This is a genomic window from Methylobacterium sp. UNC300MFChir4.1 (assembly GCF_900110155.1).
Taxonomy (GTDB): domain Bacteria; phylum Pseudomonadota; class Alphaproteobacteria; order Rhizobiales; family Beijerinckiaceae; genus Methylobacterium.
In genome coordinates this window covers 1-21,462 of the sequence record NZ_FOCS01000001.1, presented here as the reverse complement: position 1 = coordinate 21,462, position 21,462 = coordinate 1, and the positions used below count along the sequence as shown (strand labels likewise).

Annotated in this window: 17 protein-coding genes, 3 pseudogenes and 2 riboswitches; of the genes and pseudogenes, 6 read left to right on the top strand and 14 right to left on the bottom strand. The window is 68.0% G+C overall.

Annotated features, from left to right (window positions below):
- Window positions 1–294: 294 nt before the first annotated feature.
- Genes qatD through qatA form a run of 4 tightly spaced genes read right to left on the bottom strand, consistent with a single transcriptional unit; the run spans window position 295 to window position 5,376 of the window.
- Window positions 295–1,077, bottom strand: coding sequence for a Qat anti-phage system TatD family nuclease QatD (qatD, locus tag BMY19_RS00090; RefSeq protein WP_100250510.1), 783 nt, complete (start codon window positions 1,075–1,077; stop codon window positions 295–297).
- Window positions 1,074–2,471, bottom strand: coding sequence for a Qat anti-phage system QueC-like protein QatC (qatC, locus tag BMY19_RS00085; protein ID WP_100250509.1), 1,398 nt, complete (start codon window positions 2,469–2,471; stop codon window positions 1,074–1,076). The genes qatD and qatC overlap by 4 nt, the downstream gene beginning before the upstream one ends.
- A complete protein-coding gene (qatB, locus tag BMY19_RS31555; protein ID WP_100250508.1) occupies window positions 2,468–3,391 on the bottom strand; it encodes a Qat anti-phage system associated protein QatB in 924 nt (307 codons plus the stop codon). The genes qatC and qatB overlap by 4 nt, the downstream gene beginning before the upstream one ends.
- Window positions 3,391–5,376: a Qat anti-phage system ATPase QatA gene (gene qatA / locus BMY19_RS00075; protein ID WP_139215611.1), complete on the bottom strand. Its 1,986-nt coding sequence runs from the start codon at window positions 5,374–5,376 to the stop codon at window positions 3,391–3,393. The genes qatB and qatA overlap by 1 nt, the downstream gene beginning before the upstream one ends.
- 350 nt (window positions 5,377–5,726) lie before the next feature.
- Between qatA and BMY19_RS30395 the strand changes: the two genes are divergently transcribed.
- The gene (locus tag BMY19_RS30395; protein WP_139215610.1) at window positions 5,727–6,272 is read left to right on the top strand and encodes a hypothetical protein; all 546 of its coding nucleotides are present in this window, start codon (window positions 5,727–5,729) and stop codon (window positions 6,270–6,272) included.
- Window positions 6,273–6,517: 245 nt separating this feature from the next.
- Here BMY19_RS30395 and BMY19_RS31170 read toward each other — a convergent pair.
- The 10 genes and pseudogenes from BMY19_RS31170 to BMY19_RS00030 all read right to left on the bottom strand — a co-directional run.
- Window positions 6,518–6,637 (bottom strand): annotated as a pseudogene (locus BMY19_RS31170) (IS110 family transposase); the annotation flags it as partial.
- A gap of 40 nt (window positions 6,638–6,677) precedes the next feature.
- Window positions 6,678–7,643, bottom strand: coding sequence for a DUF6925 family protein (locus BMY19_RS00070; protein WP_100250506.1), 966 nt, complete (start codon window positions 7,641–7,643; stop codon window positions 6,678–6,680).
- Entirely contained in the window at window positions 7,621–8,436 is an 816-nt protein-coding gene (locus BMY19_RS00065) for an ABC transporter ATP-binding protein (RefSeq protein ID WP_100250505.1), read from the bottom strand. Before BMY19_RS00065 ends, BMY19_RS00070 begins: the two co-directional genes overlap by 23 nt.
- Complete coding sequence (locus BMY19_RS00060) at window positions 8,433–9,479, bottom strand: FecCD family ABC transporter permease (protein WP_100250504.1); 1,047 nt, start codon at window positions 9,477–9,479, stop codon at window positions 8,433–8,435. The genes BMY19_RS00065 and BMY19_RS00060 overlap by 4 nt, the downstream gene beginning before the upstream one ends.
- Complete coding sequence (locus tag BMY19_RS00055) at window positions 9,476–10,309, bottom strand: ABC transporter substrate-binding protein (protein ID WP_100250503.1); 834 nt, start codon at window positions 10,307–10,309, stop codon at window positions 9,476–9,478. The genes BMY19_RS00060 and BMY19_RS00055 overlap by 4 nt, the downstream gene beginning before the upstream one ends.
- An 8-nt stretch (window positions 10,310–10,317) precedes the next feature.
- The gene (locus BMY19_RS00050; RefSeq protein WP_100250502.1) at window positions 10,318–12,288 is read right to left on the bottom strand and encodes a TonB-dependent receptor plug domain-containing protein; all 1,971 of its coding nucleotides are present in this window, start codon (window positions 12,286–12,288) and stop codon (window positions 10,318–10,320) included.
- Between the two features lie 118 nt (window positions 12,289–12,406).
- Window positions 12,407–12,608, bottom strand: a riboswitch (cobalamin riboswitch).
- 772 nt (window positions 12,609–13,380) lie between these two features.
- Window positions 13,381–14,298 (bottom strand): methylisocitrate lyase, encoded by a 918-nt coding sequence (gene prpB / locus BMY19_RS00045; protein ID WP_100250501.1) that lies wholly within the window; start codon window positions 14,296–14,298, stop codon window positions 13,381–13,383.
- A 13-nt stretch (window positions 14,299–14,311) separates the two neighbouring features.
- On the bottom strand, window positions 14,312–15,487 hold the full coding sequence (gene prpC, locus BMY19_RS00040) for a bifunctional 2-methylcitrate synthase/citrate synthase (RefSeq protein WP_100250500.1): 1,176 nt from the start codon (window positions 15,485–15,487) through the stop codon (window positions 14,312–14,314).
- A 24-nt stretch (window positions 15,488–15,511) separates the two neighbouring features.
- Window positions 15,512–17,035, bottom strand: coding sequence for an MmgE/PrpD family protein (locus BMY19_RS00035; RefSeq protein WP_100250499.1), 1,524 nt, complete (start codon window positions 17,033–17,035; stop codon window positions 15,512–15,514).
- A 13-nt stretch (window positions 17,036–17,048) separates the two neighbouring features.
- On the bottom strand, window positions 17,049–17,393 hold the full coding sequence (locus BMY19_RS00030) for an acyl-CoA thioesterase (RefSeq protein ID WP_244534791.1): 345 nt from the start codon (window positions 17,391–17,393) through the stop codon (window positions 17,049–17,051).
- Between the two features lie 166 nt (window positions 17,394–17,559).
- Between BMY19_RS00030 and BMY19_RS00025 the strand changes: the two are divergent.
- The 5 genes and pseudogenes from BMY19_RS00025 to BMY19_RS00005 all read left to right on the top strand — a co-directional run.
- Window positions 17,560–17,742: pseudogene (locus tag BMY19_RS00025) on the top strand (helix-turn-helix transcriptional regulator); the annotation flags it as partial.
- A 129-nt stretch (window positions 17,743–17,871) separates the two neighbouring features.
- Window positions 17,872–18,815, top strand: a protein-coding gene (locus tag BMY19_RS00020; RefSeq protein WP_100250497.1) for an IS630 family transposase whose coding sequence is annotated in 2 segments (ribosomal slippage) — window positions 17,872–18,208 and window positions 18,208–18,815 — 945 coding nt in all. Because the reading frame shifts where the segments join, the coding sequence is not laid out codon by codon here.
- Between the two features lie 33 nt (window positions 18,816–18,848).
- Complete coding sequence (locus tag BMY19_RS00015) at window positions 18,849–20,015, top strand: helix-turn-helix domain-containing protein (protein ID WP_244534790.1); 1,167 nt, start codon at window positions 18,849–18,851, stop codon at window positions 20,013–20,015.
- A gap of 89 nt (window positions 20,016–20,104) precedes the next feature.
- Window positions 20,105–20,315, top strand: a riboswitch (cobalamin riboswitch).
- Between the two features lie 63 nt (window positions 20,316–20,378).
- Window positions 20,379–21,131, top strand: a pseudogene (locus tag BMY19_RS00010) (5-methyltetrahydropteroyltriglutamate--homocysteine S-methyltransferase); the annotation flags it as partial.
- A 66-nt stretch (window positions 21,132–21,197) separates the two neighbouring features.
- On the top strand, window positions 21,198–21,462 hold a 265-nt coding region (locus BMY19_RS00005), incomplete at its 3' end, for a transposase (RefSeq protein WP_139215609.1).

Below are 21,462 nucleotides of genomic sequence, written 5' to 3'. Positions count from 1 at the left end.
GGAAATAACCTCCGATAGGAGGATCGCGGATCTTATCCACACCCAAGCTTTCTCTCGGCCGACGGCATTCGGCCAGAGCGGCCTGCCCAATGGCGTCGAGGAGGCCACGCGAGAGCGTTGGCGAGCGCGGCAGGTCGAAGGTGGCGCGCTCGATATACCTGGACACCACCAAAAACTTCGCGGTTTGGGGATGGTGTGGTGCGTTGGGATCGGCAGTACCCGGCCACGGTGATCATGACTATTCGCAGCAGGGATCCCTGAAGACTGCACTCGGGTCGGCATCGGGCCACGTGGTCACCCCGGGAGGTGGGACAAGTCCGTAGCAACGCGAGGCGATCCGACCAAGGTGCGCAGGTTTCCAAGGATCTGGCGGCGGCAATCCTCGATGTCCCAGTCGAGCTCCGTAGAAAGGGCCACCAACGTGGCCGCGGTGTCGACGGGTCGCAACTTCCGGCCCGCATCCTCCACAAACGGTCCGTCGGTCTCCATAAGGAGGCGGTCCCTCGGCAGCGAGCGAAGTAGGCGCACGCCGCGATCGGTGCGCAGCATCCTGCTGTTGACAGAGAACCGGCATCCGAGCGCCACGGCTCGCTTCGCCTCGATGGCCGAGCCGCTGAACCAATGAAGCACGACGGTCCCACGCTCGCGGGGGAGGTGCTCCTCGACCAAGTCGAGGACCGCGGTCGCCGCCCGGACGCTGTGGACCGAGAGCGTCCTGCCGCCGGCCGCGGCGCAGGCGACCAGCACCCGGCGGAAGACGTCCTTCTGGCGGTCGAGGCTGCGGAAGTGGCGCGGGCCGGCATCCAGCCCGACCTCGCCGACATACCGGGTCTCGGGCAGATGCCTCTCCCACAGGTCGAACTCGCGCCAGTGCTCGGCCATCAGATGCGGGTGCAGGCCGAGCGCGGCCCGGACATGCGAGGTCGGCCCGCAGAGGTCGCGGTTGCGTTCCCACGCCCGGGGCGTCGTGGTCACGGCGAGGGTGTAGACGCGCGCCCGGTCACATTCGCCGACGAGGCGCTCGAAATCCGGGAACAGGTCGAGGTGGCAGTGGAAGTCGACGAGGCTGCCCGTCACGGGGGCTCCGGCATGGCCGAGGAGAAGGTGCGGACGCCGCGGAGCAACCGTCCCACCTCGACCATACCACGTCCGTACACGCCCGCGAGACCGTCCAGGTCGGCGAGGTCCTCGGTCAACGGCCCCGGCTTGTGCACTAGGATGCGCGCCAGCCCCGGGTCGTCGGCTAGGCGCCTCACCGCGTACTGGAAGCCCCGGATCTGCTGCCCCTCGGCGCGCCCCGCGTCCAGCGGCCGGGCCGAAAGATCCTCGCACCGGTATCCGGTCGGGTCGTTGCCGGATCCCCAGGCGCCTTCGATCGCGGCGCGCCGGATGATGCAGGGCACGCAGGTCCCGCAGTGGCGCCGGCGGTCCGCGTCCCATCGCCCGGCCGAGGGGTGCGCGCACGAGACGGTCAGCGGGGTCAGGGCCCGCAACAGGTCGGGGTCCCGGCACTGCGCGACCATCTCGCCCTTAGTCCGATCCCAATAGCGGTTCTCGATCCGTGCCGGCACGCCGAGCGCGCCGAGGAGCTCGTTCCAGCGATGGATGTAGAACGGATGCGTCGTACGGGTGCTGTTCGAGCCGAGTCGCGTCGGATCGAGGGGGACGTTCAGCGCGATCAGCCCGTTCTCGGGGATGCGGATCGTCAGCGGTCCGGGAAGGCCCGAGGCGGCGAGCGTCGCGATGGCGAGGAAGAGGAAGGACCGGCTCCGCGTCGAGTTCTCGCCCGGGACGCCCGGGACGAGGCCCCGTGGGAAGGTGAGGGCGAAGCGCAGCCTGGGGATGGCCCGGTTCACGCCGTGGCGGGTCATCGCGTCGGTCAGGGCACGAAAGGCTTCCCGCTGGGGGCCGCTGACCGCTCCCTCGCCGGCATGGCTCACGAAGAGCGGGTACTCGTCCCCGGCGAGGCAGTCGATGGCGCCGATCAGGCTGTCGAGCCCCCCGGAGAACAGGCAGACGCCGTCGAATTCGGCCGGGTCGATTCCCGGCAGCGCGGGCGGCGACAGGCCCCCGTGGCCGGCGGGGCGAGGGCGGAAGCCGATGGTCCAGTGATCGCCGGTGAGGAATCGGAGCATCCTGAGCAGGATCGGCGAGGCCGCCTCCCAGGCGCCGGGATCGGAGACGGGGACGACCAAGCCGATCTCGCGCGTCCACGCGTCCTGGGCCGTCGCCGTGCGGCTCAGGCGCGTATCGGCCGCATGCACGTGCGCCGCCAGGACGGCGAAGTCGACGCCCATCTCGGAGGGACGGATGCCGAGGCCGCCGAGATGGGCGAGCGCCTTCCCGATCCCGCGGCCGGGCCGGCCGTCGGCCGAGAGGAGGTCGAAGCGGGTGGCGCGGGTCCGATCGTCGTCCGCGGCGGCGAACGCGTCTCCCGGCCCGAAATGGCCGACGAGGACATGGCGGGTCATTCGTCCTCCCCCTCCGCGGCGGCGTCGCCGCGCGCGTCCAGGTTGCCGATGGCGCGGTCGTAGAGATCGTCGACGGCCGCGGTCAGGTCGTCGGTGGGGAAGGCGTCCCCGACCTCCACGAGCGCGTCGTCGACGCATCCGCGAATGAAGTCCTTGAGACCGTCCTGGATGTTGATGACCTCGTCGACGTCGTTTGGCACGGTCACCAGGCCGTTGGCGATGGCGTTGACGACGCGCAGGTGCACCGCGTTCGTCATGAATGCGCCGAGGATCGCCCGGATGGTCTCCGGGGTCGGCCGATCGATGTCAGCGAGATCCCCCCGCATCACCTCAAAGACGGCTTCGAGGTACGCGTCCTTCGCGTGCGCGTCGTCGAGGTCCCCATCCGCAGGGCAGACCACGTCCGCGAGGGCGGCGAACAGGTCGTCGAGGTCGCCTTCGGCGAGCGCGCCGAGGTCGAGTTCCCGGGCAATCCCACGGATGCCGTCGGGCGCCTGCGCTGCCCTCGACAGGATGTCCGCGAGCCGGACCATGGCGTCGCGTTCGCGCGTCATGCGGGCGGACGTGGTGGCGATGCCGCCACCGGCGCGCCGCACGAACGAGCGGACGGCCCGCCCAAGGGCCTTCCGGTCGTCACCGCCCGATTTCGCGTAGTCGGTGAAACCGCGCCGGGCCGCCTGGAAGCGGGGCGGCGGCCGCGGCGGAGCCGGCGCGGGCTCGCCCGGGGCGGGGTCCGGAGAGGCGGGGTCGGGAGGGGCGGGCTCGTCGCCCCGGTCCGGCCCCGGCCGATCCCCGTCCTCCGGAGCCGGCGGCGGATCCGGAGGGGGTTGGTCCGGTGGCGGCGGCGGAGCGGGCGGAAGCCAGTCGGGAAGCAGCGGGTTGTCGTTGCGCGGGCCCTTGTAGGGCGTCGACGTGCCCATCAGCCCCTCCGCCGTTCGCGGCGTTGCGGCTTGCGCGACTGCTCGACGCCGCGGCGGAGGACGGCGTTGTCGCTCGACGCCCATCCGTCGAGGACCGTCCCGAGGCGCCTGGCGGCGGCAGGATCCCGGACGAAGCCGTGCCCCGCGATGACGCCAAGCCCGAGGCGGTCGGTCGGCAATTCCGAGAGGACATCGACGTATCGGCCCTGGAAGCCCTCCTGGGCCTGCGCGAGGGCGGCCAGACCGGCGAGAGCCGGCGGGCGCCGGTCGAACGACATGGTGGCGAGGACGAGCGCCCTGAGCTCCTTGAACAGCGCATCGGCCTCGGTCGCGGGCAGGTCCCGCAGTTCGCCGAGCACGGCGGCAACGTTGAGGTCCCCGGCCGTCAGGCGCGCCACGAGCCGCTTGAGCTTGGCCGAGAGCGGGACCGCGCCCGCCAAGTAATTGCGCCGATCCTTGATGACGAAGAGGTAGGGCTTCAGGTTCTCGCCGCCGATGGACGGCTTCACCCGTGCCCAATCCAGAACCTCGGGTCGGGTCCGCCAGTCGGCGAGAACCATCTCGCGATCCTCGGCCGCGCCGGTCTCCGGCCGCGCGTCCGGCGCACCCGGCTCGTCGCGGGAGACCGGAGGAGCGCCGCCCTCTTCCGCCAGAGCCTCGATCGCCGCGATCTCGGCACAGACGCCGTCAGGCGAGCGCGCGACGAGTGAGGCCATCCGGGAGAACACTGCCTCGGGCAGGAACAGCTCGGCCAGCATGACCTTCGCCAGCCGCGTGGGCTCGATCGTCTCGAACCCGCGTGCCTCGGCGACGGCGAGGCGCAGGTTTAGCGCGTTCAGGAAGCGCTTGATCTGCCGCGGGTTGCCCCTGGTACCGGCGGCGAGCACGGCGCTGACGCGCTCAGCGGTGAGCAGGGCCTCCCTCACCGACTGGTCCGGGTCCGTCCCCAGGACGCCGGCGATCTCGTCGGCCTTCATGACGTCGCCGTCCCAGGGTGTGCGCAACGCCTTCCGCCCTAGCGCGAGCATCCCCGCGAAGCGCGGATCCCCATCCTCCAGGACGGCACCGACGAGGAGCAGGGTCACGTAGATCCGGGTCTCGGTCTCGCCGAGAGACGGGATGCGGAAGGGCACCTGGAGGAGCTTCTCCAGGTAGGCGCGGGCGTAGCCTTGGGCGTCCTCCATCCTGGGCAGGTTGGGGAAGTGCCGCCCGACGGCGTACTCAATCATGCGCTCGTCGGCGCCGACGACGAAGGCGGTCTTGTCCATGAGGACAAAGAGGCGGATCGCCTCCAGGGTCTCGATCGCAGTGTCGGGCAGGCAGCGATCGAGGTCGTCGACGAGGACCACGATCCGATCGACGTCGGCGCGCTCGATCAGTTCCTCGAACAGCTTACGGAACTCGGCGATCTCGCGTGGGACGCTCCGCTTGCCGCCCTTCTCGCCTTCCTTCCTAAGCTCGTTCGCGGCGTCGATGGCGGCCTTGCGCTGCTCCGGGTCGGTGACGAGGCCGGCGATCCTCTCCTTGACTGCGTCGAACGCCTCCCCGAGCCCGAACGCCGGTAGTCCCGTATAGAGGCTCAAGGCGAGCTTCCCGCCAAGCTTGGCGGCCTTCAGCACATCGATATTCTCGCGGATGCGCGTGACGACGTCGGCGGCCTTCGCGAAGAGCGTCCGCTTCTCGACGAGGCCGTTCACGACCCCCTCGATCAGGGCGATCTTGGCGTCCTCGAAGCCCTGGAACTGCCAGCCGTTGAACTTGAGGCAGACCGTGCGTTCGTCGTCCGCGAAGCCGGCCTCGACCATTTCGAGGACGCTCGACTTGCCGGCGCCCCAGTCGCCGTGGACGCCGATGGTGACGGGGTGGGTGGACTTCCGGCGGATCAGCCGGAGGACGGTCGTCGCGATGGCCTCGTTATTGAGAAGGTCGACGGCGGTCTCGTTGTCGCTCAGGTACCCGAGTGGTCGTTGCGTGCTCACCGGCATCGAGCCCAATCCCCCCTCGGCGGCGTCGATCGGAGGTCGACGGCCTCGCTGTCGCGTTCATGTTTTGATCACTATCGTTCAGGTTGCAAGTCATCGACGCCATAGTCCACCGCTCGTTGCGGCTCGACCCTTCCGGATGGCCGCCCGCCGTCTAGGGCCACGCGGCTTCGCTTCGCCCGGCAGCGCCATGGGTGGATGCGAGGGATGGATTTGCACCCAATTCCGACGAAGCCGACCCGGCAGCGGCGGTCTTTCGGGGGACACGGGTCCAGGCGAATCCTTCGGGAAACCGGCGGGATGTCCCGGCTTCAAGCCCTTCGCGGAGACGGCAGACAGGGTTGAGCCGGGGAATGCGTAATAAGCCCGATCATCTTCCGCGCGTCTTCCAAGCCAACATCGACCGCCTCTACACGCGGGTTGTGCGGGCGGCCCTTAACGTCCTGCCAACCCACGCCGATGCCCTTATCGGGGAACCAAGCCCCAAGGCGGAACTCCTAGAGCAGCTGGCCATGCAGGTAGACAACCATACGGCTGAAGAGGCGCGCCGTGCATTCGCCCTAGGCCTGGCCGCTTCGTTCGAACAGCAGCTCCGGCTCTGGGGCCGAATGGTACTACCTCAAGCTGAAGTGGGCCTTGTGGCCAAATGCGAGATCGACCGTCTCGTGAATAGGGTCGTGGAGGTGCGCGGCCTGCAAGCAGCGCCGGACGTTCGTGCCGCTATCGCGGAGATGGATCTGGTCGCCAACGTCGTACGGCACGGTGACGGCCGGGCATGCGACGCCCTACGCAAGGTGGCACCCCACCTCTGGGTTCCGGATGTTGAAACGTTCGAACAGGCGATGCCGGCGTTCCCCCCTGGCCAGCGACGGCGTACGAATTGGTTCGAGCGATCTTGATCGTTACGCCTCGGCACTGTTCCGGTTCTGGGGGGCGGCGGATGCGTTGCCGATGGCAACTGTCGACGCTCCGTATTGATGGGAACGCTTGATGGCCGCGCAGCCCTTGATCGGCTTGGGATCGCCCGGGAAGCATCAGATCGGATCAGAGGCTGGTGTCGTAGGCGCCGACTTGGCCATCGTGCGGTAGATGGTCGGGCGTGACACTGAGAACAGCTCGGCTAGGTCGCCAACCGAGTGATCGCCGTTTTGACGTGGACCGGCTTGAACAGGCCGACCCGCATCATCTGAGCTATGCCCATCGCATCTTTGCGGTCGGTCTTGTTGATGCGGGCCGAGAGGGCCGCATGAATGTGACGACCCTCTGACGGCGCTAGGGTGCCTCAACGTCCATCGAGCGTGGGCTTAAGCATGGTTGGCGGCATCCTCGTCCTCGCCGAGCTCGGGGTCGGCCTCGACGGTTTCGCCGCGCAGGTAGCGCGCCTGAACCTCGGCGACGCGGCGGGCGGCCTGCGCATGGCGGTTCGACACGAGGCTGTCCGGGCCGAGGTCCCGGCCGCGCTTGACCGCGAGCAGATCCGGGTCGCCCCAACGGTCGAGGAGGACCTGGAAGGCGTCGTGCCGAGCGACGTCGAAGTCGATCCGCTGGCCCATCATGTCCTTGTAGGGGTGCGCCGGATGAATGCCGGCGCAGGGGACCCAGCCCGCCGGAATCGGGGTGGTCGCCGCATGAGTGCGGCCGCTGCGCAAGAGCTTAGGCAGGACATGGGTATGAGGCCCCTCCGGGCTGGTGCCGCCAGGGCCCGGGATCGGTGCATAGACCTCGATGCGGCCGACCCGGGCGAGGAACACTCGGTGGGGGCTCAGCGCGACGAGTTGGCGACCGATGAGGCTTGCAGTGTCGAACAGCGGCAGCCCGACGCCGGACCGAAGGCAGGCGATGGCCTCCGGGTCGCTCGTGCGCACGCAGGCGTCGACCGCCAGGAGACCAAGGCCCAGATCGAACAGGATGGCGTCGCGGTCGCGTTCGCGGCCGGCGTCCCGGTCCGGGCCGAGTTCCGTCACCACGCCGCGCCGGTTCATCGCGCAGCTAGCTTCTGGCAGGCAAAGGGCGACGGCGTGGTTCCACCCCGTCGCGACGGCGGTCTCGTAGGCCACCGGACGCAGGTCGGGACTGGGAGCGAGCGCGATGGCGCCCCGCTCCGTCGCCAGACCCATGCGCCCGTCCGGCAGCGGCAACGTGGCCTCGTCGGGGTCGCGCATGAACTCGGCGATGGCCCCGAAGCTGCCGAGGCTCCAGGCGGTGCCGGGGTCGGCCAGTGCGTCCCGCAGCAGGGTCGTGACCGCGTCAGCCCGTGATGGTGACGTCATCGCGTTCCTCCGTCTGAGCCCCGGACCGCGCCCAGGGCAGGATGTATCGGGTCCCGTCCGAAGCCCAGCCCCGCTCGGCCGTGACGCCGAACGCCTCGGCCAGCAGGACGTCGGTCAGGGCTTCCTCCGGGGTACCGTCGGCAACGACGCGGCCACCGGCCAGCACGACGATGCGGTCGCAGAACCGGGCCGCGAGCGTAAGGTCGTGCAGCACGGCGACGACGCCGGTGCCGTCCCGGGAGACGCTTTGCAGAAGCGCCATCGCATCGAGTTGGTGCGCTGGGTCGAGGGCCGTGACCGGTTCGTCGACAAGAAGCCACGGCGCCTCGACCGCGAGCGCCCGGGCGAGTAAGGCGCGCATGCGCTCTCCCGAGGAAAGGGTCGGCTCCGCTCTAGCGGCGAGGTGGGCAATGTCTGTACGCGCCATAGCCCGCGCCACCGCAATCTCGTCAGCCTCGGCCAGGGATGCGAACGCACGACGGTGCGGCAGCCGGCCGAGCGCCACGATCTCGCGAACCGTCATCGGCCAGCCGACGCCGCCCCCCTGGAACAGGGCGGCGATGCGGCGGGCACGCTCCTCGCGGGCCAAGCCGGACAACGGACGGCCGTCGAGGGTGACCCGACCCCCGTTCGGGGTAACCAGCCCCGCCAGAGCGCGAAGTAGCGTGGTCTTGCCGGCCCCGTTCGGGCCGACCAGCCCGACGAAGCTGCCGGGCTCCAAGGTAAGACCTATGTCTGAGAGGATGGTCCGTCCATCCAGCGTCACCTGAGCGTCCTGCAGACCGAGGCTCATGCCCGCCTCCCGCGGCTGCGCAGGAGCAGCACGATCAGGAACGGCGCACCGACCAGCGCAGTCACCACGCCAAGCTTGAGTTCCGGCCGGGTGGCGAGCAGGCGCACGCCGATATCCGCCGCGAGGGCCAGGACCGCTCCCGCGAGGCCGCTCGGCAGCAGACAGGCGCCGGGACGGGCACCGACGAGCGGTCGCATCAGATGCGGTACGACAAGGCCGACGAAGCCGATGGCGCCTGAAACCGCGACACCGCTTCCGACGGCCAGGGCCGCACCCGTGACGAGACGCAGGCGCACGGAGACCAGGCCGACCCCGAGGCTCGCGGCGGTGTCCTCGCCGAGCGTCAGGGCGTCGAGCGCGGAACCGGTCGACAGCATCAGGGCCCAGCCGACAGCCATCAGCGGCAGGCACAGGAGCACGTGGTCCAAGCTGCGGTCGCTGAGCGAGCCCATGAGCCAGAACACGATCTCAAGGGCCGCGTAGGGGTTCGGCGAAAGGTTCAGCGCCAGCGCGGTCAGCGCCCCGGCCAAGCTCGACAGCCCGACTCCTGCGAGGATCAGCCCGAGGGAGCTGCTGCCGCGGGCGGCAAGCGCGTTCAGGAGGAGCGCGGCGACGCCGGCGCCAGCGATGCCGCCGAGCGGAAGGGCGAGGCTCATGGTGGCGGCGAACCCGCCGTAGAACACGATAACTGCGCCCAGCGCCGCCGCCGACGAGATGCCGAGGATGCCCGGATCCGCGAGCGGGTTGCGCAGGTAGCCCTGCATCGCCGCGCCGGTCAGGCCGAGGCTGAAGCCGACCAGGGCTCCCAGCAGAGCCCGCGGAATACGAAGCTCCCAAAGGACCAGGGCCGGTAGTGTCGTGCGCCCGGCGACGAGGTCCGAGAAGGCGGCCGGCACGTCGAAAGGCGCGTAGCCGATGGCGACGGAGGCGAGCGTCAGCGCGAGAGTGGTGAGGCCCAAGACGGCGATGACGGTTCGCCGGGCGCGCGGCATGCCGAGGCGACGGGATGCCACGGGGCTGAGCGCGGTGACGGGGGCGTTCATGGTCCGGGCGCCCGTGCATTCGCAGCCTCGGCGAGCCGCGCAACGACCTCCGCGACCTGTGGCCCCGGACAGGTCCAGAAGCGGTTCGGGATGTCGACCGTCCGGTGCGCCCGTGCGAGAGCCCGAAAAACCGGATGGTGCAGGAGGGTATCGGCCAAGGACGGCCAGCCCGGCGCACCCTCGTCGACGATGATCAGGTCCGGGTTCGCCATCGCTGCGGCTTCGAGGGGGACCTGCCCGAAGCGGTCACGCCCGATCTCAGCCGAGACGTTGACGAGGCCGGCGGCGCGGATCAGCGCGTCCCCGAGCCCGCCGGGCGCGACCGTGAAGGCGTTTGGACGCATCACAAGGGCGCGAAGAGGCTGCTTGGCCGGCACGATGGCGGCAAGACGCGCATCGAGCGCCGCCACCATCGCCTCGCCCCGTTCGGGATGACCGAGCGCCGCTGCAACCTGCCGGATCTGCGCCCGAACGCCGTCGAGGTCGGTCGGCACGCCGAGTTCGAGCACGGGGGCGCCGACGCGCTTGAGCATGCCCACCGTCGTGCGCGTCGTGAAGGCTCCGGCGATCACGAGGTCGGGCTTCAGAGCCACGACTTCCTCCGTAAGGCCCCGCGTCACCGGCAGCCCGACCGCCTCGCTCGCGACCGTCGACCCGCGCGGATCTCGGGCGAGGTAGGTGACGGCCAGAACCTGGTCGCGGTCGGCAAGCCGTAGCACGAGCTCGTCGGCGCACAGGTTCATGGAGACCACCCGCACGGGTGCCGCCGCCGCGACTATGGGAACGGCGGACAGGATCACCGCGAGGGCGATCCCGAATCGCGACGGCATCCGCGACCTCAAAACGACGTCACGCGGACGCCGCCGTAGACGGCGAGCCCCGGCCCCTGGAAGCCGGTCGGGTTCTGGTAGCGCTGGTCGAACAGGTTATCGATCCGCCCGAACACCGTCAGGGTCTCGCTCCAGGCGTAGTTGACCGACAGGTTCACCAGCGTGAAGCCGGGGGCCTTCAGGCGGGGCACGGAGAAGTCGCGGTTGCCGTCCACGAACGACCCCAGCACGATGAGCGTGCCGGTCATGGTCAGATCTGGCATCAGGTTCCAGATTGCGGTCGCGCTGACCTTGTTACGAGGCCGACGCAGCAGCTCCTGGTGGGCGATCTCATCCTTCGTCACCGTGGTGGTCCAGTCGAGCCGCCCGCTCCAGAACTCGTTGAAACGCAGGGCGACGAAGCTCTCGGTGCCGTAGGCCGTGGCCCGACCGACGTTCACGTTGGTCGAGTAGGTCGGGTAGTAGGCCGTCTGGATCAGGTTCTTGAAGTCGGTCTGATAGTAGGTCGCGCCCACGGTCATGAACCCATCGAACAGCGGCTGCTCGAAGCCTCCGTCGAACCCGAAGCTCTCCTCGGGCCGTAGGTTCGGGTTCCCGAAGAAGCGGAAGCCCGGGTAGTCCTGATAGAGCTGGCTCAGGGTCGGTGGCTTGAAGCCCGTGCCGACACTGCCCTTCAAACGAGTCTCGGTGCCGGGCACGATGTAGCTCGGCGCCACCCGGTAGGTGGTCGCGCCGCCGAACTGGTCGTTCGCGTCATGGCGGATGTTGGCCACGAGCGCGGCGCCCGCAAAGGGCGTCGTCTGAAGCTCGGCGAAGCCGGCGGTGTTGCCGTTGGACCTGTCGATGCCGGTCGTCTCGAAGCGCTCGTCCTCGCGCTGGGCCCCGAACAGGACGAGGTTTCCGGGAGAGACCTGCCAGTCGCCTCGGTAGTCGAACCGGGTTCGCTCGCCGAGGTAGGTGGTGGGTGTCGGTGGCGCGAGGGGATCCAGCGGGCCGGCGAACAGGCGGTCGAACTTCGAGTAGTTCGCCCCGAAGACGTTGTGGAAGCCCGGTACCGGCGTCCACTCGGCCTCGCCCCTCATGATCAGCTGCTGCTGGTCGTTGAGGTTCCGGTACGGCAGCGGCACGTACGGAAAACCGCCGTCGGCTTGGTCGAGATAGGCGCTGTCGGAGAAGCGCAGGACGTAGTTGAGCCGGAACTCATCGGTGAGTTGCGCGCCCAGCTTGGTCGAGATCGTCTTGATGTCGGTGAAGGCGGTCCGCAGCGGTACGCCGCGGGGCAGCAGCTCGAACGGGGTGACCTGAACGGCCGATTGCCGGATGTGGCCGACCGAGACCGAGTAGTCGAAGATCCCCTCCGAGCCGGAGACGTTCCCGAACTGGTTGAAGGTGCCGAACGAGCCGCCCTCGACGGTCGCCGTTGCCCGAGCCGGCCCTTCGCCACGCTTGGTCACGACGGAGATGACGCCGCCGATGGCGTCGGCTCCGTAGAGGCCGCTTTGGGGCCCGCGCAGCACCTCGATCCGCGAAAGGTCGTAGGTCTGGAGCTGGCTGAAGTCGAAGGCTCGGTTCGGGGTCGAGGGGTCGTTGACGTCGATGCCGTCGATCTGGACCTTCACGTGGTTCGAGTTGGTGCCGCGGATGAAGACCGAGGTCTGGCCGCCGGCGCCGCCGGTCTGCACGACGTTGAGGCCCGGCACCTGCTGCAGGGCATCCGGCACCGTCCGGCGCTGCTGCTCCTGAAGCAGGCGGTCGGTGAGCACGGTGACACTCGATCCTGTGTTGGCGATCGGCGTCGGCACGCCCGTGGCCGAAACCGAGATCTCGGACAGGGAGACCGCAGCCTGCGCGCCTCCCTGGGCATCGGCGAACGGCGCGGCGACCTGCTGCGCGAGAGCGGGAGCGGAGACGAGCAGCGCGGATGCGGCGCAGGACAGCGCTAGGCTGCGCCGAAGCGCGGAGGGGACGGAACAGGACACGGGACGGCCTCGGGGGACGGCTGTGGCACGTCACCGCGAACGAGGCCTCGGCGGTCGCGTCCTCAAGGGAACCGCGGCGCCGCGACACCTCCCAGGACACCCCGCCCGGCAAGCTCCGCGTGTGACCACGGCTGACGGCAGGTCTCCTGGCTCGCGGGTCGGTGCCCTCCCACCGTCTTCCCAGGCGAGGCCGCCCAGTGACATCGGTGGCAGGAAGGCTCGCCGCTTACAGTTGCGGGGGCAGCCGCGGAATTGGGCTCGAAAGCCCTCACCGCATTCCCTTTCGATCCCTGAGGGGAACCGTCCAGGCGACTATCGGCAGGCCGTGAAACCTCGTCAATGCGCCTTGCAGGAAGAGCGGGCGCCTGTGACTTTGCAGCGACAGGGAAAGTCCCGGCGAGCTGTCGTCGATATTTCGAGATCTTGATACAAAGCGTTTATCTATTGGCAGATCTCGTAATATGAACCGTTTTGATTTTATATCGGTTATAATAAAACGCTAATAATTGACACAATTTAGCTCCGAATAGATCTTAAGTAATCTCGAACGCTCTCTGACGAAAATAGAGAGAAATAACCCTGATGATTATCAGAACAAAATTGAGATTGTCCAGATCGATTAATTTTGCCTTCCCGCATCAGCCTGATTCTCTCCTGCGATGAGATATTCAAGATACTGCAGACCATTCTCGGCGTCAGAGGCATTTGCTTGATCTCCTTTGAAATCGAGTAAGCCTCGTTCACCAGAGTATCACGCGCTCTTTTTGATATTCGACCATAATATGCTCGTACGATCCGATCGTCGGCATATAGATCTTTCGGATTATGCCGCTTCAAACAGGCTTTAATCCGTGCCAGAGCAAGATTCTTTCTGGAGGCCAGATTGAGCGTGAGATCGGCATCCGGATCAAACGTAACCGTGAGCGATCCCGCCTCTTCGGATAAGGACAACATCCCCGAACTCTGATGATCGCGAAGCCCCCTCAGCGTGCGATGGTGACAGGTTTGCGGGACGGATGGAAGGCAGTCGTACCAGGGGCGTCAACCAACCGTGAGCGCGATCAAAATAGCCAAGGGTAAATCAAGCATTCATCACTGCGGCATCCCTTCCGGAACGATGGTCTGGACGATGGAGCTGTCGAGCGCCTCGTAGGCATGCAGGCCGATCGAGGCATAGAGGTCCGCGCGAGTCTGCATGCGGTCGACCATGCCATGGGCGCCGTCGTCCCGCGCGAGCGCCGCATAGAGTTCGGCCTGGGCCTTGTTGGCAACTCGCAGGGAGCTGACCGGCCAGATGATCATCTTGTAGCCGAAGGATTCGAACTCGGAGGCCGTGAAGAATGGAGTGCAGCCGAACTCCGTCATGTTGGCGAGGAGCGGCACGCCGGGCATGGCCTGCGCGAAGGCCTTGAACATCTCCGGCGTATTCAACGCCTCGGGGAAGATCGCATCGGCCCCCGCCTCCACGTAGAGTTTCGCGCGCGCAACCGCGCCGTCGAGTCCCTCGCTCGCCGCCGCGTCGGTCCGGGCGATGACGTAGAGGTGGCGCCGCGCCCTCGCGGCGGCGGCGACCTTGGCGACCATGTCGTGCGCGTCCGCGAGCTTCTTGTCGTTGAGGTGGCCGCACTTCTTGGGAAGGATCTGGTCCTCCAGATGGACGGCTGCGGCGCCCGCCTCCTCGAAGGTGCGGACCATGTGCATCACGTTCAGCACCTCGCCGTAGCCGGTATCGCCATCGACGAGCAGCGGCAGGCCCGAGGCCCGGACGATCTGGCGGATGAAGAACGCCACCTCGTCGACGGTGATGATCCCGAGATCGGGCAGGCCCATGGACGCGGTCATGGCCGCGCCGGAGAGATAGAGGCCTTCGAACCCGGCCGCCTTGGCCTGAAGCGCGGCCTGCCCGTTATGAGCGCCCGGAAGTCGCGCGATACCGGGCTGGTCCAGCAGCCGGCGGAAGCGCAGGCCGGCATTTTCGGCGGGCAAATCGTCGGCCACGAGATAGGGCATCGGAAGATTCGCCTCAGGCGTGGAGGGGCAGGCCGCGCTCGGCCAGAGGGACGAAGGGCAGGTTCTCCGGGCCGACATAATTGGCCGAGGGCCGGATGATCTTGTTGTCCGCTCGCTGCTCGATCACGTGGGCGGACCAGCCCGAGGTGCGCGAGATGACGAACAGCGGCGTGAACATCGCCGTCGGCACACCCATCATGTGGTAGAGGACGGCCGAGTACCAGTCGAGGTTCGGGAACATCCGCTTGGTCTCGCCCATGACCTGTTCGATCCGCTCGGCAATGCAAAACATCTTCATGGCGCCGGCCTGCTCGGACAGAGACCGGGCCACCCGTTTGATGATCGCGTTGCGTGGATCGGCAATCGTGTAGACCGGGTGACCGAAGCCGATGACCACCTCCTTCGCCTCGACCCGGCGGCGAATGTCGGCCTCGGCTTGATCGGCATCGACATAGCGCTTCTGGACATCTAAGGCCGCCTCGTTGGCGCCGCCGTGCTTGGGGCCCCGTAGGGCGCCGATTGCCCCGGCTACGCAGGAATACATGTCCGAGCCCGTCCCGGCGATGGTCCGCGCCGTGAAGGTCGAGGCGTTGAACTCGTGCTCGGCGTAGAGGATCAGCGAGGTATGCATGGCGCGCACGAAGCTCTCGCTCGGAGGGCGCCCGTGCAGCAGATGCAAGACGTGGCCGCCGATGGACTCATCGTCAGTCTCGACGTCGATGCGGCGGCCGTTCTGGGCGTATTGATGCCAGTAGAGCAGCATCGAGCCGAAGGAGGCGATCAAGCGGTCGGCGATGTCGCGGGCGCCGGCATGGTTATGGTCGTGCGCCTCCGGCAGGACGCAACCCAGGATCGAGGCCCCGGAATGCAGCACATCCATCGGGTGGGCGGCGGCCGGTAGCGTCTCCAGCGCCGCCTTCACCGCCGAGGGCAGGCCGCGCAGCGCCCGCAGCCTCGCCTTGTAGGCCGAGAGCTGCGCCGGAGTGGGCAACGTGCCGTGGATCAGCAGATGGGCGATCTCCTCGAACTCGCTGCTCTCGGCGAGATCGAGGATGTCGTACCCGCGATAGTGAAGGTCGTTGCCAGCGCGCCCCACCGTGCACAGGGCAGTGTTGCCGGCGACGATCCCCGACAGGGCCACGGATTTCTTGGGCTTCACGCCGGGAGCGGAGGAGACGGGGTCGGACATCGGTTGAGAACTTTCATCAAGGGATCAGGCGAGATCGAACAGGCCGCGCTTGGCGGGTTCGCCGAGCCGGGCCGGGTCGGCCGAGAACGAGAGCTGGCGCAACTCGGCGGCGGTCAGCTCCGGCAGACGCGAGACGAGGTTGAGGAAGCGATCCTGCTCCGCCGTGGCGATGACGCTTTCAGCTAGGTCGCGGAACTTGCCGATATACTGAGCGCGGGCGAACGGCCGGACGCCCAGCGGATGAGCGTCGGCTACGGCGGTTGCGTCTTCGATCATCGTGCCGTCGGCGAAGGTGACGACGAGGCGGCCGCCGAACGCCTTCTCGGCCGGATCCTGCGAATGGTAGCGCCGGGTCCAGTCCGGGTCCTCGACCGTGGAGATCTTGCGCCACAGGGCGACCGTGTCCGGCCGCTGCGTCCGCTCCGGGGCGTAGGAGCGCACATGATGCCACGCGCCGTCCTCCAGGGCGACGGCCAGGATGTACATGATCGAATGGTCGAGGGTCTCGCGGCTGGCGGCCGGATCCATCTTCTGGGGGTCGTTGGCGCCGGTGCCGATGACGAAGTGGGTGTGGTGGCTCGTATGCAGGACGATGTCCGTCACCGCCCCGAAGCCGCCGGCATCGCGGATCCGCGGGCCAATGCGCCGGGCGAGGTCGATCAGGGCTTGGCTCTGGTACTCGGCGGAATGCTCTTTGGTGTAGGTGTCGAGGATGGCGCGCTTCGGCTCGCCCTCGGCCGGCAGCGGCACCCGGTAGACGTGCCCCGGACCGCCGAGCAGCCAGGCGATGAAGCCGTCCTCGCCCTCCCAGGCGGGCGAGGGCGCGCCTTCTCCGCGCATTACCCGGTCGACAGCCTCGATCGCCATCTTGCCGGCAAAGGCGGGGGCGAAAGCCTTCCAGGACGAGATCTCGCCCTTGCGCGACTGCCGCGTGGTGGTGGTGACGTGCAGCGCCTGCTGCACCGCCTGATAGATCGTTTCCACCGGCAGGTTCATGAGCGTGCCGATCCCGGCGGCGGCCGAGGGCCCGAGATGGGCGATGTGGTCGATCTTGTGTTCGTGCAGGCAGATGCCCTTCACGAGATCGACCTGGATCTCGTAGCCGGTCGCTAGTGCCCGGATCAGCGCGGCGCCGTCCTTGCCCGCGTGCTGCGCCACGGCGAGGATCGGTGGAATGTTGTCGCCGGGATGCGAATAGTCGGCGGCCAGGAACGTGTCGTGGAAGTCGAGTTCGCGCACCGCCACGCCGTTGGCCCAGGCCGCCCATTCCGGCGAGATGGTGCGTCCTAGGTCGAGGCCGAACACCGTCGCACCCGGCGCGAAGGGATGCGCCTCGGCCTGGGCGCGGGCGCTGGCCACCGGGCGACGGGCCAGCGAGGCGGCGGCGACCGCCGCGTTGTCGATGATACGGTTGCCGATCATCTCGGCAACCTCGGCATCGATCGCCACGGGGTCGGCGGCGACCTCGGCGATCTTCCAGGCCAACTGGTCCTCGCGGGCCAGGGGCTCGGCGGACTTGTAGGTGCGGACGTCGTGCAGGACGGTCATCGGGAACCTTGGTTCAGTACTCGCGGGCGATCGGGACCGGGCGACCGTCGGGACCGACGGCCACCATCTCGAAGCGTCCGAGCATGGCGGGGCGGCGCTCGCCGCTGAGCAGGACCTCGGCGGTGGCCTCGACCTCGACGGTCATCGAGCTGCGGCCGACGCGCACGACCCGTGCCGCCATGTCGAGCAGTTCGCCGACCCGTACCGGCGTGTGAAAATCGGTTTTGTCGGAGCGGGCCATGACTACGGCGCCCCGGGCCCGCCGGGTGGCGGCCACGAAGGCAGCCTTGGCCATCAGGCCGAGCCCGGAACCGCCGAACAGCGTGCCGTAATGGTTGGCCTGATCGGGAAAGATCATCTCGACGAACCGGGTTTCCCCGGTGAAAGCGGCGGAAGGAGGCATCGGACGGCGCTTGCTCGCTGCGATGATCCGCAATATTCACAAATCTGATCTGCCGAGAACGGCCAAAAAGGCGGAACTTCGCGGATGAAACAATGCAGATTTGTGAAAATTGTAAAATTCGATGAGCAAGTCCTTCGTCGGCGTGCGGCTGCGGCGGCTGCGGGAGGAGCGGGGCCTGACCCAGACGGCCCTCGCGCGGGCCCTATCGATCTCCAACAGTTATCTCAGTCAGATCGAGCAGAACCAGCGTCCGCTGACGGTCCCGCTCCTGCTCAAGCTGAATGCCACCTTCGGTCTGGACGTGCAGCTCTTCTCGGAGAACGAGGAGGGGCGCCTTCTAGAGCGTTTTCGGTTTGGGCTGAGTCGGGTTGGTAGGGTTCACGCGGCGCTGGGAGGCTGATTCACTCAGGCCGGTCGACAGCCGGAGTGATGCATGGGCCGCCCCTACAGCTTGGACCTGCGCGAGCGGGTGGTGACCGCGGCTGCGGCGACCTCGCGCCGTCAGGCGGCCGCCCGCTTCGGGGTCGGCCAAGCAACCGCGATCCGCTGGATGGCGGCGCTCGCCGCGACTGGGACGGTGGCCGCCCGGCCGCAGGGGCGTGCCCGCCGCTCCAAGCTCGACCCGTACGAGACGTTCCTGCGTACGCTGATCGACGAGACGGTCGACATCACCCTGGAGGAGATGCGCGCCCGGTTGCAGGACGAGCATGGCCTCACCGTCGGGCTCGGCACGTTGTGGGCCTTCCTCGACGCGCGCGACCTGACGTACAAAAAAAGACGGCCCACGCCGCAGAGCAGGATCGGCCGGACGTGAAGGCCGCCCGGGAAGCGTGGTTCGAGAGCCAGCCCGATCTCGACCCGGACCGGCTGGTGTTCCTCGACGAGACGTGGACCGCCACCAACATGGCCCGCACCCGCGGGCGCTGTCCCCGCGGCCAGCGGCTGCGCTCCCCCGTCCCGCACGGTCATTGGAAGACCACGACCCTGGTGGCGGGCCTGCGCCTGTCCGGGATCGCCGCGCCGTTCGTGCTCGACGGGCCGATCAACCGCGACGCCTTCCAAGTCTACGTCGATCAGGTCCTGGTGCCCGAACTCGCACCCGGGGACATCGTGATCATGGACAATCTCGGCAGCCACAAAGGCCCGGCCGTGCGCGCGGCGATCGAGGCGGCGGGCGCGCGGCTCCTGTTCCTCCCGCCCTACTCGCCGGACTTCAATCCGATCGAGATGGCGTTCTCGAAGTTGAAGGCGGGGCTGCGCAAGGCCGCGGCGCGCACGCGCGAAGGGCTCTGGACCACAATCGGGCGGCTCGTCGATGCCGTTACGCCCGACGAGGCCGCAAACTTCTTCGTCGCGGCAGGATACGACCCCGATTAAACCGAAACCGCTCTAGCCGATCTGCGCGAGGCCTTGATCGAAGGCGGCACCGAGCAGGTCTCCACGGCGGAACTGCGGGAACTCGCCTCCGCCATGCCCGCGGTCGGCAGAGCGGTGATCGCGCTGAACCGGAAGGCCCGCGAGAGCATCGACCGCGCCGAGGCCATGGCCGCACGCCTCGGCGAGCCTTTCGCCTCGGATGCCCCGGCGCGGATGCCCTACGAGCAGGTCCGCGATTTCTTCTACGCCCGCCGCAATCACGTCGCCGAGCTCGATGAGGCCGCCGAACGGCTCTACCGCGAGGCCGGTCTCGCGCCGCGGCAGGTCCGGCCCGGTCTGGCGGCTTGGCTGAGCCGGCGTCACGGGATCAAGCTGATCGTCGACGAGGCCGAGGACGCCCAGCGCCGCTTCGATCCGGTGAACCGTACGCTGTCCATCTCGCCCTTCACGCGCCAGGGCCAGCAGGCATTCCAGATTGCCGTCCAACTGGCCTTCCTCGAAACCGGGACGGTGATCGAGACCCTGCTCGACGACGCCGCCACGCCGGACCGGGAAACGCGGGACCTGCTGCGCATCGGCCTCGCGCAGTATTTCGCTGGGGCCGTGCTTCTCCCCTACTCGCAGTTCCTCGACTGTGCCGAGGCCTTTACCTACGATATCGATCGGCTCGGCCGGTATTTCGGTGTGGGCTTCGAGGCGGTCTGCCACCGCCTCTCGACGCTGCAGCGCCCGGGTGCCTCGGGCGTGCCCTTCTTCTTCGTGCGCGTCGACCGGGCCGGCAACATCTCCAAGCGCCAGTCCGCCACCGACTTCCACTTCTCGCGCGTAGGGGGCACCTGTCCGCTCTGGAACGTCTACGAGGCTTTCGCGCAGCCCGGCCGAGTCCTCACGCAGATCGCGCAGATGCCGGATGGACGCACCTATCTCTGGATCGCCCGTACGGTTGGAAGACCGAGCCGGGCATTCGGCCAACCGGGCAAGACCTTCGCCATCGGGCTCGGATGCGACCTTCGGCACGCCGCCCGGATGGTCTATTCCAAGGGACTCGACGTCACGGATGTCGGCGCCGCCACGCCGATCGGCGCCGGCTGCAAGGTCTGCGAGCGCCCGGCCTGTCCGCAGCGCGCGTTCCCACCCATCGGCCGTCCCCTGGTCATCGACCGCGACCGGAGCGCGCTCACCCCCTATCCGACCGCGTGATGCCGGACCGAAATCGGGTGGCCGCCGGCGTCGAAACCCATAACGACATAAACATGTCTTTATGCCATTGACAGCCGGGGACGAAGCGGTTCATCTCGCGGCGTCGTGGTTCCTCGGGCGGCTCGCCGTGCCGAGGCTAAGAGGGAATCCGGTGCGCTGATTCCAGCAACGCCGGAGCTGCCCCCGCAACTGTAAGCGGCGAGTCCCTGTCGATCATGGTCACTGGCGTCCGCGCCGGGAAGGCCAGACAGGGGCGGCGACCCGTGAGCCAGGAGACCTGCCGCGACGACATACGTCTCTCGGGCGGGGTGTCCCGGTGGGTCGCTTGCAGCGGCTGCGCCGGTATGGCTCGGTCGTATCCAGATGCAATGCGTCCGCTCGGCCTTTGCCCCCATCGATGGGGTTCAGCCGGTGTCTTCACAACTCTCTCACACATCCGTTCCGCTTCAGGTCGGGACCCTCGGCGTGCCGCGGATCGGTCCGCGACGCGAACTCAAGACCGCCCTCGAAGCCTATTGGGGTGGCCGCTCCACGGCCGAGGCCCTGCGCGAAACAGCAAGCGGCCTGCGCGCGGCGTCCTGGACCCGGCAGAAGGCGTTAGGAATCACGCAGATCCCTTCGAACGACTTCTCGCTTTACGATCACGTGCTCGATACCACCGCCATGGTCGGCGCGGTGCCGGCGATGTACCAAGCCAAGTCGGGTGCGGTCGATCTGACGACCTATTTCGCCATGGCGCGCGGCACGCAGGGCGAGGCCGGCGAAGCGGCCTGCACCCACTGGCACCACGATCACGGACATGCCGGCCTGCCGGCACTCGAAATGACCAAGTGGTTCGACACCAACTACCATTTTATGGTGCCGCAACTATCTCGCGGCCAGAATTTCTCGCTCTCTTCAACTAAAATAATTGACGAATACACCGAGGCAAAGGCGCTGGGTTTCGACACGAGGCCGGCCCTCGTCGGACCCGTGACCTATCTCCTCCTCGGGAAGACGACGGACGGGATCGACCCGCTGTCGCTGCTGCCCGGTCTGCTGCCGGTCTATGTCGAGGTGCTGCGCCGGCTGGCTTGGGCGGGCGCGACCAGTGTCCAGATCGACGAGCCTTGCCTAGGGCCTGTCGTCACCTGAACCATCTGGTGCGGCATGCGTTTTGTGCCTCCGGCCTGAGGAGGCACGATGCTGAGCGACGCGCAATGGGCTGTTCTGGAGCCGCTGGTCGAGGCTTGCCGGCCGAAGGCGAAGACACCGCCGCAGGACCTGCGGCGCACACTCTCAGCCATTCTGTGGCGCCATCAGAACGGTGCCAAATGGCGTGCAATCCCGCGCGAGCTGGGGCCGTGGTGGCGAGCCGCGCAGATCTTCATCCGGTGGTCGCGCGGTGGGGTGTGGGAACGTCTGCTCGGCCTCGTGCAGGAGCGCGGCGTCGACCTGGGCATGGTGT